Source organism: Ectobacillus sp. OTK (genome assembly GCF_059698935.1).
Window position 1 is genome coordinate 2,711,734 of record NZ_AP048547.1, and the last position, 15,555, is coordinate 2,727,288.

Annotated in this window: 17 protein-coding genes; 13 read left to right on the top strand and 4 right to left on the bottom strand. The window is 39.7% G+C overall.

Translation table 11 applies throughout. The annotated features are described in order from the left end of the window. Window positions 1-126 precede the first annotated feature (126 nt). Entirely contained in the window at window positions 127-564 is a 438-nt protein-coding gene (locus AC6HZ4_RS13480) for a TMEM164-related integral membrane acyltransferase (protein ID WP_497495713.1), read from the top strand. A gap of 225 nt (window positions 565-789) precedes the next feature. Here AC6HZ4_RS13480 and AC6HZ4_RS13485 read toward each other — a convergent pair whose 3' ends face one another. After that, a complete protein-coding gene (locus AC6HZ4_RS13485; RefSeq protein WP_497495508.1) occupies window positions 790-1,905 on the bottom strand; it encodes a M20 peptidase aminoacylase family protein in 1,116 nt (371 codons plus the stop codon). 276 nt (window positions 1,906-2,181) lie between these two features. Here AC6HZ4_RS13485 and AC6HZ4_RS13490 point away from each other — a divergent pair, with 276 nt between their 5' ends. From AC6HZ4_RS13490 to AC6HZ4_RS13500, 3 genes are all read left to right on the top strand, one after another. Then, window positions 2,182-3,411: a hydrolase gene (locus AC6HZ4_RS13490; protein ID WP_497495509.1), complete on the top strand. Its 1,230-nt coding sequence runs from the start codon at window positions 2,182-2,184 to the stop codon at window positions 3,409-3,411. 106 nt (window positions 3,412-3,517) lie between these two features. Beyond that, window positions 3,518-4,117, top strand: a complete 600-nt coding sequence (locus AC6HZ4_RS13495) for a YdcF family protein (protein ID WP_497495510.1) — start codon at window positions 3,518-3,520, stop codon at window positions 4,115-4,117. Window positions 4,118-4,706: 589 nt separating this feature from the next. Further along, a complete protein-coding gene (locus AC6HZ4_RS13500) occupies window positions 4,707-5,843 on the top strand; it encodes a metallophosphoesterase (RefSeq protein WP_497495511.1) in 1,137 nt (378 codons plus the stop codon). A gap of 117 nt (window positions 5,844-5,960) precedes the next feature. Here the strand turns inward: AC6HZ4_RS13500 and AC6HZ4_RS13505 are convergent, their stop codons facing one another. Beyond that, window positions 5,961-6,893 carry a manganese-dependent inorganic pyrophosphatase gene (locus AC6HZ4_RS13505; RefSeq protein WP_497495512.1) on the bottom strand — a complete coding sequence of 311 codons (933 nt, stop codon included), beginning with the start codon at window positions 6,891-6,893 and terminating at the stop codon, window positions 5,961-5,963. A 345-nt stretch (window positions 6,894-7,238) separates the two neighbouring features. On the opposite strand from AC6HZ4_RS13505, the gene AC6HZ4_RS13510 reads away from it, so the two are divergent. The 4 genes from AC6HZ4_RS13510 (at window position 7,239) to AC6HZ4_RS13525 (ending at window position 10,185) form a co-directional block, all read left to right on the top strand. Further along, a complete protein-coding gene (locus AC6HZ4_RS13510; protein ID WP_497495513.1) occupies window positions 7,239-7,949 on the top strand; it encodes a hypothetical protein in 711 nt (236 codons plus the stop codon). A gap of 357 nt (window positions 7,950-8,306) precedes the next feature. Then, window positions 8,307-9,026 (top strand): DsbA family oxidoreductase, encoded by a 720-nt coding sequence (locus AC6HZ4_RS13515; RefSeq protein ID WP_497495514.1) that lies wholly within the window; start codon window positions 8,307-8,309, stop codon window positions 9,024-9,026. Between the two features lie 229 nt (window positions 9,027-9,255). Next, entirely contained in the window at window positions 9,256-9,933 is a 678-nt protein-coding gene (locus AC6HZ4_RS13520; protein ID WP_497495714.1) for an MgtC/SapB family protein, read from the top strand. Window positions 9,934-10,032: 99 nt separating this feature from the next. Then, window positions 10,033-10,185 (top strand): hypothetical protein, encoded by a 153-nt coding sequence (locus tag AC6HZ4_RS13525; protein WP_497495515.1) that lies wholly within the window; start codon window positions 10,033-10,035, stop codon window positions 10,183-10,185. A 110-nt stretch (window positions 10,186-10,295) separates the two neighbouring features. Here the strand turns inward: AC6HZ4_RS13525 and AC6HZ4_RS13530 are convergent, their stop codons facing one another. After that, window positions 10,296-10,451 carry a hypothetical protein gene (locus tag AC6HZ4_RS13530; RefSeq protein ID WP_497495516.1) on the bottom strand — a complete coding sequence of 52 codons (156 nt, stop codon included), beginning with the start codon at window positions 10,449-10,451 and terminating at the stop codon, window positions 10,296-10,298. A 279-nt stretch (window positions 10,452-10,730) separates the two neighbouring features. On the opposite strand from AC6HZ4_RS13530, the gene AC6HZ4_RS13535 reads away from it, so the two are divergent. Further along, on the top strand, window positions 10,731-11,726 hold the full coding sequence (locus AC6HZ4_RS13535; RefSeq protein ID WP_497495517.1) for a bile acid:sodium symporter family protein: 996 nt from the start codon (window positions 10,731-10,733) through the stop codon (window positions 11,724-11,726). A gap of 43 nt (window positions 11,727-11,769) precedes the next feature. Here AC6HZ4_RS13535 and AC6HZ4_RS13540 read toward each other — a convergent pair whose 3' ends face one another. Beyond that, window positions 11,770-12,774, bottom strand: a complete 1,005-nt coding sequence (locus tag AC6HZ4_RS13540) for an asparaginase (protein WP_497495518.1) — start codon at window positions 12,772-12,774, stop codon at window positions 11,770-11,772. Window positions 12,775-12,947: 173 nt separating this feature from the next. On the opposite strand from AC6HZ4_RS13540, the gene AC6HZ4_RS13545 reads away from it, so the two are divergent. From AC6HZ4_RS13545 to AC6HZ4_RS13560, 4 genes are all read left to right on the top strand, one after another. Further along, a complete protein-coding gene (locus AC6HZ4_RS13545; RefSeq protein WP_497495519.1) occupies window positions 12,948-13,283 on the top strand; it encodes a helix-turn-helix domain-containing protein in 336 nt (111 codons plus the stop codon). A gap of 70 nt (window positions 13,284-13,353) precedes the next feature. Further along, the gene (locus AC6HZ4_RS13550; RefSeq protein ID WP_497495520.1) at window positions 13,354-13,755 is read left to right on the top strand and encodes a secondary thiamine-phosphate synthase enzyme YjbQ; all 402 of its coding nucleotides are present in this window, start codon (window positions 13,354-13,356) and stop codon (window positions 13,753-13,755) included. 202 nt (window positions 13,756-13,957) lie between these two features. Beyond that, on the top strand, window positions 13,958-15,118 hold the full coding sequence (gene purT / locus AC6HZ4_RS13555; RefSeq protein ID WP_497495521.1) for a phosphoribosylglycinamide formyltransferase 2: 1,161 nt from the start codon (window positions 13,958-13,960) through the stop codon (window positions 15,116-15,118). A 276-nt stretch (window positions 15,119-15,394) separates the two neighbouring features. Beyond that, complete coding sequence (locus AC6HZ4_RS13560) at window positions 15,395-15,547, top strand: hypothetical protein (protein WP_497495522.1); 153 nt, start codon at window positions 15,395-15,397, stop codon at window positions 15,545-15,547. Window positions 15,548-15,555 lie beyond the last annotated feature (8 nt).

Genomic DNA, 15,555 nt, shown 5'->3' on the forward strand with positions numbered 1-15,555 from the left:
GTATTATTAGTTGGTCTTGCAGTAATCTTTATATACCGTTCATTTTTCCGTCGGCATGAGGCTGTTTTCATCCGTATCGCACTCCTGTTGCTAGTTGTATTTGAAATAGGGTATCATAGCTGACTCATCTGTGCTAAGTCGTGGAAACTTAGCACATCCCTGCCGCTTGAATTGTGCAATATAAATGTGTACATATGCATTCTGCTTTTGTGCACAAAACGCTTTTTATTATTTGAGATTCTTTATTTCAATGGCATAGGCGGAGAGCTGCAGGCCATTCTTACTCCTGCTTTGTCCTTTTCATTTCCGCATTTTCGTTTTTTTCATTTCTTTTTCGTGCACTCTATTGTTATTTGGGTTATTGCTTTCTTTGTATTTGCAAAGCAATACATAGTATATGGCCGTTCTATTTGGAAAGCGTACGTTTTTCTGCATATAGCAGCAGGGATCGCTTTTGTGGTAAACCGTCTAACAGGTGGAAATTATATGTTTTTGATGCATAAGCCCCGAGTCAATCATTGTTGGACATACTGGGCCCATATCCATGGTATCTTGTATCCTTAGAAGGAGTAACTCTCGTCATGTTCTTTCTTTTATGGCTTCCTTTTCGCGGGAAAGGAAGAGAGAGGTCCAGAGAAAGGGAGGCTTAAATCTCCTCTCTTTCTCTAGATTAACTTACATATGGAAAACTGTGAATGTTGCTTCTATTCGGCTGATAACTAATTTCCAGTTCATTTGACACCGTTATTATCCCATTTTGCATGGTAATTCTAGGCTCAATTAAATACATCACAGCTCTAAGGTATGCAGCACTGCTTTTGTCAAGATTTCAATCCCTGTATAGATAGCGTCATGATTAAAAGCCATATGAGGGTGATGCAACCCTGGTTTTAGTCCACAGCCAAGCCCAAGCATAGTAGCTTTTATGCGCGGTTTATGGAATGTATAAAAATGAAAGTCTTCTCCTCCTGAAGTCACTACAGCAGTTTTTGTTCGTTGTTTGCCAAGAGTATCAACGATTGCTTTTTCCATAAAGCGCATGGCATCCTCATTGACTTCAGCCGCGACCATGGCTGCCTTCGTTTCTAATGTTATTTTGACTCCATACAACATGGAAACGGTTTCTGTTATCGAATGAATTTTCTGGAGTAGTTCTTTCATGATTTCATTTGTTTGCGATCTAACATCAATCGAGAAGGAGGCTGTTCCAGGAATAATATTGGTTGAGTCTCCACCTGCATGAAACTTTGTCATTTTTGCTGTATATGGAACCATCGGATTTAAATGAATGCCTTTTATCTCATTTATAATCGAAGCACCAACTTCAATTGCATTTTGTCCAAGGTGAGGGCGTGCACCGTGTGCGTCTTCTCCACGAATGGCTCCCTCTAAAAATGCGGCAGCTCCGTGATAAATAGCCGGCGAGGCTTCACCATCCTGCAATTCCTGAATGGGTCTTAGATGGACACCGTATAAAAAATCAACGTCATCCAATACGTTTTTCTCCAGCATCTTTAAAGCACCGGACCCTTTTTCTTCCGCAGGCTGAAATAAAAACTTTACTTTGCCTGGGACACCAAGCTTTTGTAAAAGAAGCATAGCTCCTAGGACAATGGTCATATGCGCATCATGTCCGCATGAATGGTTGGCACGAAATTCGCCATCAACCTCCTGCCAAAGTGCATCCATATCAGCGCGCAGCATAACGCAAACATCACCATTACCGATTTCGGAAATTAAACCGGGACAATCGGAAAATGTTTGAACCGAGAAGCCCTGCTCCTTTAAAAATTTCTCAATGTATAAAGTTGTGTTATATTCCTGCCAGCTTACCTCAGGATTGTTATGTAAATGAGTAAATACAGTGTGCAGTAATGGTTTGAGTTGTTGGATATGGCGCTTCATTTTCATCCCTCCAATATATCCATTGATACATTTATTATATAAGGCTATAACAAAAAATAGGAATGCTAATGTTTTTGCAGGGAACAATGATGAAAAATAAGGAGTATAAACAAGAAGGGATACCCTAAGAATGTAAGAAAGTGATTGTAATTTCACATACCGTATTTGAATGCCACAAATAAATACTTAACTCTCTATCAAATTTTCAGAAGAGACCATTTCGTGATAAAGTAGAGGGAGAAATATTTTTGAAAGATAATAGAGGAGGGAAAGCTATTGGCTCAATCATATTTTTACGGCGATGTACCAGTTGCTATACAAATCTCCGATGCTGAGAAGCAAGAGATTTTAAGAGAATTTCCTGCGCCTAGGCTTGTAAACGGATCAGAAACATTTGACATTGAACACGCGCAGGCAGGTACTCGTATAAACAGTGCTCGCTTTTTATATGTAGATCACTCCGTGGAACGGACTAAAACCGATAAACCATATTTAAAAATTCGTTTTAGCAATAACATATGTACGATAAATACGAAAATGTGGGATAATGATGGATCAGTGGCTGCACATGTACCGCTTCTAGAAGAATACGCTGTCTTCGAAATATCTGGGAAGGTAGAGGAATACCAAGGATTTAAAAGTATTACAATTGATCAGCTTATTCCGGTAAGCGGACATGTGAACCCATTTTCTCTTATTCCGGCTACACAGCAAAACATAGAGGACTTCATTGTAGAGCTATATTGCTACATACAGGAAACAGAAGATCCCTATCGGACTCTTGTGCTTTCAGCGATGAAACGGTTTTGGAACGATTTTTCAGTGCGTCCGGCTGCAAAAGGTCATCACCATGCATACTTAGGCGGATTATTGAAGCATACGGTGGGATTAATGCGCTTGGCTCGATATATTGTAAAGTCTACCAATCCATATAAAGGTGTTCTGGATCTCATTGCTGTTATTGAACGAGAGTATAAAAATGAGCTTCGGAAGGATTATATGTCGGACAATCCAGGCGGGAATGTGAGAAACCTCGTTTGGAGGGATGCGATTGACCATGTATATAATCATTTTTACAGCATGATGAAGTATAAAGAGGAGAAACCGAATTATTCACGCTTGCTTTGTTCTATTTTTTATCATGATATCGGCAAATTGCTTGAATATCATCATGCAGGAAAAGGATACGATGATTTTCACTTTCTCTTTCCAACAGCGGATTTGTCAGCCCTTTCAGAAAGAAAGCCGACCGGTATTTCTATGGATCCAATCGGCATGTATGTTGGTCATATTCCCTATGGGACAATGCTGCTAGTAAAGATGCTGGAGACGGAGCATATTTCACTTCCAATTACCGATATACATCATCTGATGCACAATATTTTATGCCACCATGATAAGCTGGAATGGGGTGCATGTGTAACGCCATCGACAATTGAAGGGCATCTCATTCATATTGTAGATTTTCTTGATTCTCGGTATGAAAGAACTGAGGAAGTCAAGTGAACTTAAAGAGTTCGTGCCTTCCGAATAGAAGGGAGCACTATGTGCCTTCTTCAAGGGGAGCTTATCAAATCCAGTGATGAGTTATGCTGGGGGTAGTTGTACAAGCATGAAGAAGGAGAAGTTTATGTGGTTACAAAAGAAATTATTTAGATACTCAGCTATTACAATAAGTCTGATGATTGTGTACATCATGACTCTACATACATTTATGTATCAATATGGTCATATGAAGTCGCCATCTCACGCCGATTATATCATAGTGCTGGGTGCGCGTGTAAAAGGAGAAGTCCCCTCGTTGTCACTGCGTTATCGCATTGATAGGGCAGCGCAGTATTTAGAAGATAATTCGCACACGATCGCAATTGTTTCAGGTGGAAAAGGGAATGGGGAGGATATGTCTGAGGCCGAGGTAATGAAGCGTGAACTTATTAAACGGGGAATTTCCGAGAAGCGTATTTTCATAGAAAATGAGTCAACGAATACAAAAGAAAATATTGCTTTTTCGAAGTCTCTTATCCCTGCAAACGCCAAGATAGGCCTGCTTGTTACCAACGATTATCATATGTATCGGGCAGTATCAGTTGCGAAGAAAGAAGGATTGTCTGTTCAAGGTTTAAGCGCGCGTACACCAAGAAAAGTACTCATCAAATCATATGTTCGTGAATATGCGGCGCTAACAAAATACTTCCTCGAAGGGTGGATATGATATTTTGCTAACGTACATGTATAAAATGCTAGTGGCTGTAGCCTGTACCTCGTTTTCTGTTTATATAGTGTATAAAATGTAATATAGTCTTACTCATATAAAAAGCTTTAACGAAGAAATAATATAATGCGATCTTTTATCGAATCGTGTTAGGGGATACAGTATAAAGTGCATTAGTTACGGTATAAGACACTAAATGATAGATCTCAGATACAGCGAATAATACAAATAGTAGAATGATAATAACTAACAAGAATTCTTCAGAATAATTGTTATCGCATGAATTATTTGATACGGTCATTTCTGCAGACCTCCTTAGCAATATCATTATCAGCATGATATGCCACAGTAACGTTGTATGTGCATGGAATAGATAAGCTCAAAGAAAACAGCTAAGAGGTGAACAACTGCACTCTTACGTGTTACTCCGGGGGCTCCTTATCCTAGCGGGAATTTTTCCTGTACAGTGGACAGGTTCAGTAAAGATAGGGAAATCGGGGGATGAAAACAAAAGATTCTGCGCAAGCTGTTCAATTAAGAAGAGTAATGAAAGCTGTCCAGACATCTTTTTATGGAAAGGATACAAATCATGTATAAAGCAATTATAATGTTTACTCTTATATTATCAATATATCTTATGGTAAATGTTTACATCGGCTGGCATGGATCGCTCGTTTTATCACATTTTTTACCTGATGTCTCTTATACTGTATACTGGCTGATATTTTTCGTGATTGCCTTCTCTTACCTGTTCGGAAGAATGAAATTGCTGCCAGGGCCGATTCGAAGACTCATGCAGCTTATTGGCTCCTACTATTTTGCGGTAATGGAGTTTGCAATCATTCTTTTACCTTTAGCAGACCTCGTTGCATGGTTTTCGAGAATCGCAGGTGTTCAAGCGGCAGCATATATGCCGCTTCTTACAAGCACAGTCTTGCTTCTTCTAGCTGCGTTACTGATTTGGGGATCCTGGAATGCATGGTCACCCATTGTACGCACATATGAGATTCAGATTGATAAGCCGGCGGGAGATTTACGGGAGCTGCGAATTGCTGTTGCATCAGATCTTCATTTGGGGAATATAGTAGAAAACCGCCATTTAACTCGACTTGTTGAACAGGTCAACGATATGCGGCCTGACTTAGTACTTCTTCCTGGGGACGTGATCGACGATGTAATTGAGCCATTTATGCGAAAAGAAATGTCCAAGGTTATGAAGCAGCTGCAAGCACCGTTTGGCGTATATGCTGTGCTTGGTAATCATGACTATTATGGCGGTCATGTAGAGGAGTATGTACAGCAAATGAATGCAATTGGCATTCGCGTTTTAAAGGATGAGTCAGTACTTATTCATAATTCCTTTTATTTGGCAGGAAGGAAGGATAAAACAGCCGAAACGATGGATCCTGTCGGTCGAATGAGTGTACAGGAGTTACTCCAAGATTTAAATGCAGCACGGCCAATCATTATGATGGATCATCAGCCTTATCACTTTGATAAAGCAGCTGCCGCTGGTGTTGATCTACTGTTATGCGGTCATACGCATCGCGGGCAGTTTGCTCCTAATCACTGGATTACAGGCAGAATATTCGAGCTGGACTGGGGATATATGTTAAAGGATAAGATGCATGTTGTTGTTTCTTCCGGTTTTGGTACATGGGGTCCGCCAATTCGGCTTGCTAGCCGCTGCGAAATTATTGAACTTATTGTACGCTTTCGTGCATAGCATAAAGAAAACCCGCCGTTAGGCGAAGACAGAGGCGTAGCTACACTTTTTTTCCTAACATGTAAAAAGCCGCTCCAAGTATGTATGATAAACGGAGCGGCCTTTTTATTTAATACATTACAGCACGCTGAATGTATCTGTTAAAACAGGAACAATTTGCTTTTTACGTGATACAACGCCCTTCAAGACAGCTGTATTGTTTGTAAGTGTTACGTTGTATGCTTTTTCTACTGCATTTGCTGCACGTCCAAGAGCTAAGCCAACAGAATCGTTTGTTAAAATATCAGTCACGACGAATAGGAATAAATCTAATCCTTTTTCTTCAATTACGCGATTCAACACTGCTTCGATTTCTGCTTGCTTGGAAAGAACATCATTTGTGTCAACTGCGTTAACCTGTGCGATTTCTACCTTGTAGTTACCCATCTGGAATTCTTTTGCATCAAGGGAAATTAATTGCTCAACAGTTTTATCGCTTAAATCAGCGCCTGCTTTTAGCATGTCTAATCCATACTTCTCTGCATCTACACCTGCAATTTCAGCAAGCTCGCGAGCTGCTGCTACATCTTCCTCTGTGCATGTTGGAGATTTAAATAGTAAAGAGTCAGAAATAATAGCGGATAGCATAAGACCTGCCACCTGTTTGGAAATTTCTACGCCGCGCTCTTTGTACATTTTATTCAAAATTGTTGCTGTGCAGCCAACAGGCTCTGCGCGGTAGTATAATGGGTCGCTTGTTTCAAAGTTCGCAATACGGTGATGGTCGATAACCTCTAATACACGAACTTGATCGATATCATCTGCACTTTGCTGGCGTTCGTTATGGTCTACCAAGATCACGTTGTTTACTTCAGCCGCAACCTTTTCTACTAAACGAGGCGCTTCTGCTTTGAAATAGTCTAAAGCAAATTGTGTTTCGTTGTTTACACTGCCTAAACGGATTGGCTCTGCATCCACACCAAGCTCTTTCTTTAATGCTGCATAAGCGATTGCGGAACAAATTGAATCTGTGTCTGGGTTTTTGTGTCCGAAAACAAGTACTTTTTCCATTGTTACTCTCCTTTATCACTGTAAAAATCTCACGGAAGGATTTAGTCCTCCGCACCAAAACCTATTTTAGCACATTTCTAGCATATTTTACCCCTAAATATTGTTATGTGATGAAATATCCTTTTTTAAAAGTAATTTTAATCATTTTACAAAATACATCGGCAATCCAATTATTTCGATAGGGAGTTTACTAGTAATTGTTCGATAAAAGAAGAGGGGGCTCGGTATTGATAGAAAGATGACGAGAGGAAGTGTGCATATAACAGAAGGAATACAGGATGATATGAGGAAATAGTAGTTACAGGTGAGAGGTACCTGTAAGTGTCCGGAGAAGGTGGGGATAGCATGGGAGTGGTGAGAACGCAACTAGAAGAAAATCACACTTGCATCTTTGTTAGCTTTTCTGGTTTAAAAGCAAAAATTGCTGATGGAGCAACCGTAAGGGAGCCGCTGTTGCGTGTACTGTTAGACGAGCAGGGTGAACTACAGGAATTCAGCTTTGTAGGGACGGTTGCACTGCTGCAATCTAGCTTTGTTGCTAAGAAGGAAGGGAAGTCAGCCCCTCAGGTTTTGAAGCTAAAACCTCCTTCGCCAATAAATGCGACAGCAGCAGGAGAAGAATTAGAGTGCGTGATAACGCCGATGCTTTCTATCATTCGAAGAGAAACGGACCATGCCTATGAATACATTCTCGTGCACAAAGAAAAAGAGAAGGCAGCGACAGTGCGGCGTAAAGTGAAGCGCAAAAAGCCGGAGAAGATAAAAGTAACAGAACAGCTATTGTTTATTGTTCCGAAGACGGGCGAGAAAGGAAGTCGAAGAGGGAAAGAAAGAGCTGTGAAACGAACTGTTGCAAGAATTGTCCGAGTAGATCATAAGAAGAAGCCAAATAACATATATGCAGTTCGTGAAAAGATTAAGGATACTCCAATTAGGGTACTTAAGATGAGGTCATTCGAAAGGGATGTCTGGCTCGGTACGGTTTCTTTACGCTTTCTCGGTCCAGGTGATTGGAATTTTCCGCTCCCGAGGGCAGAGCCTAGCATATCGAAATAAACCATAATCTATTTAAGGAGGGAACTCATCTTTTATTAGGCAATAAGATCTGTAGACGATCTTTCATAGATGAAAGAAAAAATGGAGGGAGGAATAGAGGGAATTCTTTTATACTAGCTGCGCATGTTGCGCGGCTTTTTTGTGCTTTAAGAAAGTATAAATTTCCGGCTAGAAGCAAATTTGATATAGTGGGAAATTTTAGGGGTAAAATATCAGTGCAACTACGCCTCTGTCTTCGCCTAACGGCTCGCCAATCGGCGAGTTTTCTTTATTTGGTGTTTAAAGCGTGGAACATATCGTTTTAGAAATGAACATGATATGATAGGTAAGGATTCTTTTTGACATGGAGGTTATACAATGAGAGTTGATATTTGGTCAGATTTTGTATGTCCATTTTGTTATATCGGAAAACGCCGTTTTGAGGAAGCACTGGCAAAATTCCCGCATAAAAATCATGTAGAGGTGATCTACCGCAGCTTTGAGCTTGATCCATATGCTGACCGTGATAGTAAGCAAAATGAGTACGAAATGCTTGCTGCAAAATACGGGATGAGCTATGAACAAGCACGAGCAATGACAAATAACGTTGCGCAGCAAGCGGCAGCGATTGGATTGACCTTTCACTTTGACACAATGGTTCCAACAAACACGTTTGATGCACACCGTCTTATGTATTTCGCAGCTCATCATGGAAAGATGCATGAAATGACAGAACGGCTATTACAGGCTCATTTTACTGATTCAGAACATATCGGCAATCCTGAAACATTAGTAGCCTTGGCAAAAGAAATTGGTTTAGATGTAAATGCTGCAGCTAAGATGTTAGCTGGAGAGGAGTATACAAAGGAAGTACGCAATGATGAGCAAGAAGCGAGAGCGATTGGTATCCAGGGTGTTCCATTTTTTGTAATAAACCAAAAATATGCAATTTCTGGTGCACAATCAAGTGAAGTTTTTCTATCAGCATTAGAAAAAGCTTGGAGCGAAGAGCAGCCTCTTACAATCTTGCACGATGCAGCGGGTGATGGATGTACTGACACAGCTTGTGCACCAAGCAGCGAAAGAGATACAAACTAGAAAATAAGAAGAGTGGACACAGTCTGCCCTGCTCCCTGTGGAGACAGCACCCCCGCAAAAAGGTATACTTTCTTATCTGATAAAGAGAAGATTCCTGTTGCTAAATACAACTGGAGTCTTCCTTTTTTTGGTTGATTTCTTGTTCTTTTGTTACACACGTTTCATTTTCTATGGTATTATAAGGAATAAATTAACCATAGAAGTGATTCGAAGACAAGGAGGACTGATGATGACTCTACCATTTTTTGCAAAACTATTTATTTCCCTTTTTCTTGGTTTACTCATCGGTCTTGACAGGCAGTTAAAGAATAAACCGCTTGGAGTAAAGACGAGCATGGTCATTTCTGTGGCAAGCTGTTTGATCACAATCGTTTCGATTGAATCGGTTGAGAAATACTCTTTGCCAGGGCATACGAATATGGATCCAATGCGTCTTGCTGCACAAATTGTCAGCGGTGTCGGTTTCTTAGGGGCAGGTGTTATTTTAAGGAGGAGCAATGATGTAATTTCAGGTTTGACGACTGCTTCCATGGTTTGGGCGGCCTCAGCTTTAGGAATTGCCGTAGGAGCAGGTTTTTATTTAGAAGCGGTCGTGGCCATGATACTCATTATCCTTGCAATTAATGTACTTCCGTTTGTTATCAAGCGAATCGGCCCTAGTTCTTTAAGACAGAAGGATTTGTCTATTAAACTGATTGTAAAAGAGAGTCAAGATTTAAACGAAATTTTTAAACAAATTAAGAAAATGCAGATTCAAGTGAAACGGGTTAAAGTGAAGGATATAAAGGAAGGACAGCGGCAATTAGAAATGGTTATTCTCGCTGCTGAAACTCTATATACAACAGATATATACAGCTCCTTGAAGGAATTGAACGAAGTTGTTTCAGTGGATGTTGAAAGCAGATAAACCAGTATGATTTTCATGTTTGCGGTCAAACTATGAGCGAAGAGCAAGGAGAAGGGAGCCATATCCGTCTCTCTTCAATATTTCGCAGGAGGCTGAAACATGGGAAAAGATAAAGCATCTAAGAATGATCGAATTCATGCAAATCTCAACACAGAGTATTCCAGAGAGTTTAGTGCACAAGCTACCAATAACGGAAAGCAAAAATATCAGGATACACCAAATCATAAAAATGCTGGAAAACAGCAAGGATAATATGTATTGAAAATCCCCGCACTGTAAAGCGGGGATTTTTCATGTTACGTTGCAAGATACATTTTATCTCTTACATGTATGTTGGCTGTTTTCTGCAACTATACACTACACTATTGCTGTTTATTAGCATTTTGTTTTTTAGTTGTATTCCCAGCAGCTTTCAGAGATGACTTCGGATCGGTCTCTGTGGAAAATTCATATTTAGAACTAGATGTCGCATCCGCATTTTGGTTGATTTTTCCTTTTTGAAAATACTTATTTGCCATGAGTAATTTCACCTCCTGTTCAAAGCTGTCGCAAGCAAATGGGAACCAATCTATTCCGAAAGCTTTGCTTACACTTTATAGTATGGATTGTTCAGGGCTTTTCATTAGTGCAGAAGGTTATTTTATGAATACAGCTTTGTTATCTTTTTTGTAAAATAGTTTAAAGGCTTACACGATATTCTCAAATGTTTTAGCATAACTGTGGTATAATACAACAGTTGAAAACATGCAGTCTTTATATACATACAAATAGAATAATCAATAGGAGTGAAAAGGGAGATGCTGCAAAAAATAAACCGGCAGTTGGAAAAGTGTATGCCGGCCATTACTCCAATCAGTGTAGTAACAGGGGTGTTGTTGACGGATAGTTTTAAGTCTTATTCAGATTTAGTTCCGTGGATTTTCGCCTTTATGACTTTTGCTGGAAGCTTAAGCTCCAATTTTAAATCTCTTCGGCGAGCGGTTTCTCACCCTTTGCCTATGCTAACAGCACTTCTCATTTTACACATCATTATGCCTGCTTGGGCTTGGGGATTGGGTCATCTTATTTTCAGTAATGATATGTTTACCGTTACAGGGCTTATTTTAGCTGTCATGATCCCAACAGGAATTACAAGCTTTATTTGGGTTTCTATTTATAAAGGGAACATAGCCCTAGCTCTTTCTATTATTTTAATTGATACATTCCTTTCTCCTTTTATTGTGCCATACAGCCTCTCGCTGTTTGTCGGAGAGAAAATCGTAATGGATGTTTTGGGAATGATGAAAGGGTTATTCGGAATGGTAGTGATTCCTTCTATTTTGGGGATGTTTTTGAATGAGCTCACTGCGGGCAGAATAAAAGAAACCTTAGGAACAAGATTAGCTCCTTTTTCTAAAATCGGCTTGGCTGCCGTTGTGATGATTAATAGCTCTATTATTGCTCCGCATCTATCTCATATAGATGGTAAGCTCATTTTAATTGCTATTGTTGTGTTTAGTATTGCTTCATCAGGCTATTTATTTTCTTGGTTAACTAGCAGTCTTTTTAAGTGGGGACGAGATGACACTGTGACGCTTGTATTTACTGGCGGTATGAGGAATATTAGTGCAGGTGCTGTTTTGGCTGTATCGTATTTCCCGTCTCCTGTGGCTGTACCGGTTGTCATTGGTATGTTGTTTCAGCAGGTACTAGCTTCCTTATATGGTTATATGCTTCATAAAATTTATACGAAAAAGAATGATCAAAATAGCATAGTAACGGAATATGTACCCAAAAAACAGCTGCAACAGTAAAAAACAAAACAGGGAGTATAACTACGCTCCCTGTTTTGTTTTTTTACTCTTCTTTTTCAGAATCGATGGAGCGATCCCAAGCGATTGGAGACTCCATGATTTGTTTCACGTCTGCTATTTCCATTGCTTTTCCAAGTGTCCACATAAGCTTTGTGACAATTGCTTCTGTATTCATATCTCCTGATAGGATGACATTATATTGGGCTACCTTTCTTCCTACCTCATATAGGTATAGATCTTCGCCTTCTTCTAAGCATTGCGTTGTAATTACGATTGAAACACCAGCTTCTATCAAATCCTTTATTTTTGGCAGTAAGCTTCTTTCTTCAAATGGTAATCCCCCGTTTCCAAAGCTCTCGATAATAACGCCCTTGTACGTCTTTTTGATAAAATCAAACACCTCCGGCTTCATTCCGGGATATAATTTCATCAAAAATACATCGGGACAAAGGCTAGCATCAAGTGCAAACGGGCTTTGAGTTTGTGCGGGTTTCCAGCTGTATGCAACATCATTTCCGCTTATATATGCGACATATGGATGATTAATGCTTTCAAAAGCATCATAGCTCTTCGTTCTCATTTTTACAGCTCTTGTTCCAAGAATAACACGGCTGTCGAATACTACAAAAACACCGCCAATGTCTTCGCTCGCAAATCGAAGCGCATCTGCAACATTCTTTTTCGCATCCGTTTTCTTAAAGCTAATCGGAACCTGTGAACCTGTGATAACAACGGGTTTTTGTAAATTTTTCAGCATATAAGATAATGCAGCAGAAGTGTAGCCTAGCGTATCCGTCCCATGTGTAATTACAAATCCGTCGTATTGCTCATAATGATCTGCAACGGCTTGTGCAATTTGAATCCAATGCTCAGGCTGCATATTTGTGCTGTCGCGATTCATTAGGATTTTACAATCTACCTCTATAGTTTGAGGAGTATTTTTAAAATGATACAGCAGTTCCTCAGCGGACATTCCTGGAGCCAGTCCCTCATTGCTTTCTACAGATGCAATTGTTCCTCCCGTTGCAAGTAAGAGTAATTTCTTCATTGTTAACCCCCCTATTTATATTGTTGTGCGCATTTTGCGTATTTGTATGAAATATTATAAAATTAAAAGAGCTAAAAAGGCAACTGTTGTATTCAAAGTGCGTACATCTATCTTTCTTATTGTTCCCTTGCATGTTATAATCATGAAAAATTAATGTAGAAAGTAGGAAAATCATGCTAAAACGTTTGGCAGATCTCAGAAAAAGCAGAAATTGGTCTATGCAAGAAACAGCGGACCGTCTTGGAATTGCCAAAAGCACGTATGCCGGTTATGAGTCTGGATATAGGGAACCGCCGCTACATGCTTTATGTCAAATGGCGGATTTATTTAATACAACGGTGGACTATATCCTAGCTCGATCCGATCATAACATAGTTCAGTTAGAACTTACGTCACTGTTAAAATCAACTAATCAGAACATTACTCTTGATCAGCATCCGTTAACACCCGAAGAAATACGTGATTTTATAGCTTTTATTAGGTATAAACGGGATATCGATTCCCAATGATGGTATATAACCGGAATAACCGACTTTTCATGCTAAAACTATGTGCGAAGAAATGTAAGGAGAAGGAAATATGCTTAAAAAATTCACATTGCGTACATCAAAACGAGATGAAATGATCGAAATTACCCATGTCGTTCAATCGTTTATAACTGAACGGCATCTTAATGAAGGTGCGGTAATCATATATTGTCCGCATACAACGGCGGGGATTACAATTAACGAGAACGCGGATCCTGATGTGAAACGAGATATGATCCGCCGCTTTGATGAAGTGTATCCGTGGCATCATTCGCTAGATTGCCATGCAGAAGGAAATACAGCGGCGCATATGAAGGCGAGTACAGTTGGTGCGTCACAGCATGTGATTGTCACAAATGGGAAGCTTCTGCTTGGAACCTGGCAAGGGGTTTATTTTTGTGAGTTTGATGGGCCGCGGCAACGCACGTTTTATATAAAAGAGATACGAGACTAGAGGTAGTATAACATCACGTTTCATTCCCAAAATGCATGTAAATATACATAGGTTTTTATTTATCGTTCGTTAATTATCAAATGATTTTGCAGGAAAACAATTTCTAACCTTATATATAACCTGAAAAAACGAATAAAAATTATTCTTATTTTCTGATAGTTCGTTTATAATAACTATGAAGAGATAAGGAAGGAGCAATCATATGTATCAATCGAAGAAGATTTTATTGTTAGGATCAGGTGAGTTAGGGAAAGAGGTTGTAATTGAAGCGCAGCGTCTTGGTGTTGAGACGATTGCTGTTGATCGATATGAGCATGCTCCGGCTATGCAGGTAGCACATCGAAGCTATGTCATTGACATGCTGGATGCAGAGCGGGTTAGAGAGATTGTTGAAAAGGAGCAGCCAGATTTAATTGTACCGGAAATCGAGGCTATCGCTACATCTGAACTAATCAAGTTAGAAGAGGAAGGATTTCGTGTAATTCCTACTGCACGTGCAGCTAAACTCACGATGGACCGTGAAGGGATTCGTCGGTTAGCTGCTGAAACGCTGCAGCTTCCGACAGCAAAATATCAATTTGCTGATACATATGAAGAATTTGTACAGGCTGCCAAAGAAATCGGGTTTCCGTGCGTTATTAAGCCTCTTATGAGCTCTTCAGGAAAAGGACAAAGTGTATGTCGTTCTGAAGAACAATTAGAGGAATGCTGGAAAATAGCTATGGAAGGAGGCCGGGTGCAAAAGGGAAGAGTCATTATCGAAGAGTTCATCCGATTTGATTCAGAAATCACTCTTCTTACTGTACGCGCGGTGAATGGAACATTATTTTGTGCTCCAATCGGTCATATACAAAAGGATGGAGACTATATCGAATCCTGGCAGCCTCATCATATGACAGAGCAGCAAGTGCAAGAAGCAAAGAGAATTGCTCAAACGATTACAGAGGAGCTTGGAGGCTATGGACTATTTGGCGTGGAGCTCTTCCTGTCCGGAGAAAAGGTGTATTTTAGCGAAGTGTCTCCGCGTCCGCATGATACAGGCCTTGTTACACTCGTTACGCAAAATTTATCAGAGTTTGCATTGCATGTTCGAGCGATTTTAGGATTCCCTATTCCTGAGATTACTCTTGTAACACCTGGGGCGAGCCGTCCGTTAAAATCAACTGATGAATTGAATGAGTACATAATTAGTGGATTGGGCGAAGCATTAGCTGTGCCGAACACACAAGTTCGTGTATTCGGAAAACCAGTAACAAAGGTAGGACGCCGAGTTGCTGTAACCTTGTCGACCGCTGATACAGTAGAAAAAGCGAGAGAGAATGCTAAGCTAGCACTAGACCACTTAAATATACAAAAAGCATAAAAGTATAAAAAACCTGCCTTTATATGAGTACGAGGCAGGTTTTTTTATTGTTATTCATTCTATCAAGACGATTGGATAGCAATTTAACTGCACCAAAATTAAATAAACTAGACCAGATATTGAGTTTTTTTAAAATCTATCTACCCATGTTAATTTTGAAATTTGCTGTAATATTATTACTTTATAAAAAGGTAGTATGATATTTTAAATAGAATTATAGAATATAGCGTATAAAAGATTCCTTTTAATATCTAAAATAAGATAGGAGGTGATTATTTGGATAATGCAGCAGAGAAACCGCTGTATTATGATGGAAGCGGTTCCTTATCCTTGCAAATAAATGCAACAAAGAATGGAAAGCAAATTGTTATAAAGCCAGATATAAAAAGCACGGTCCCAATCCCTTATTTTCCTTACTTTAAACAGTAAAAGTAAGA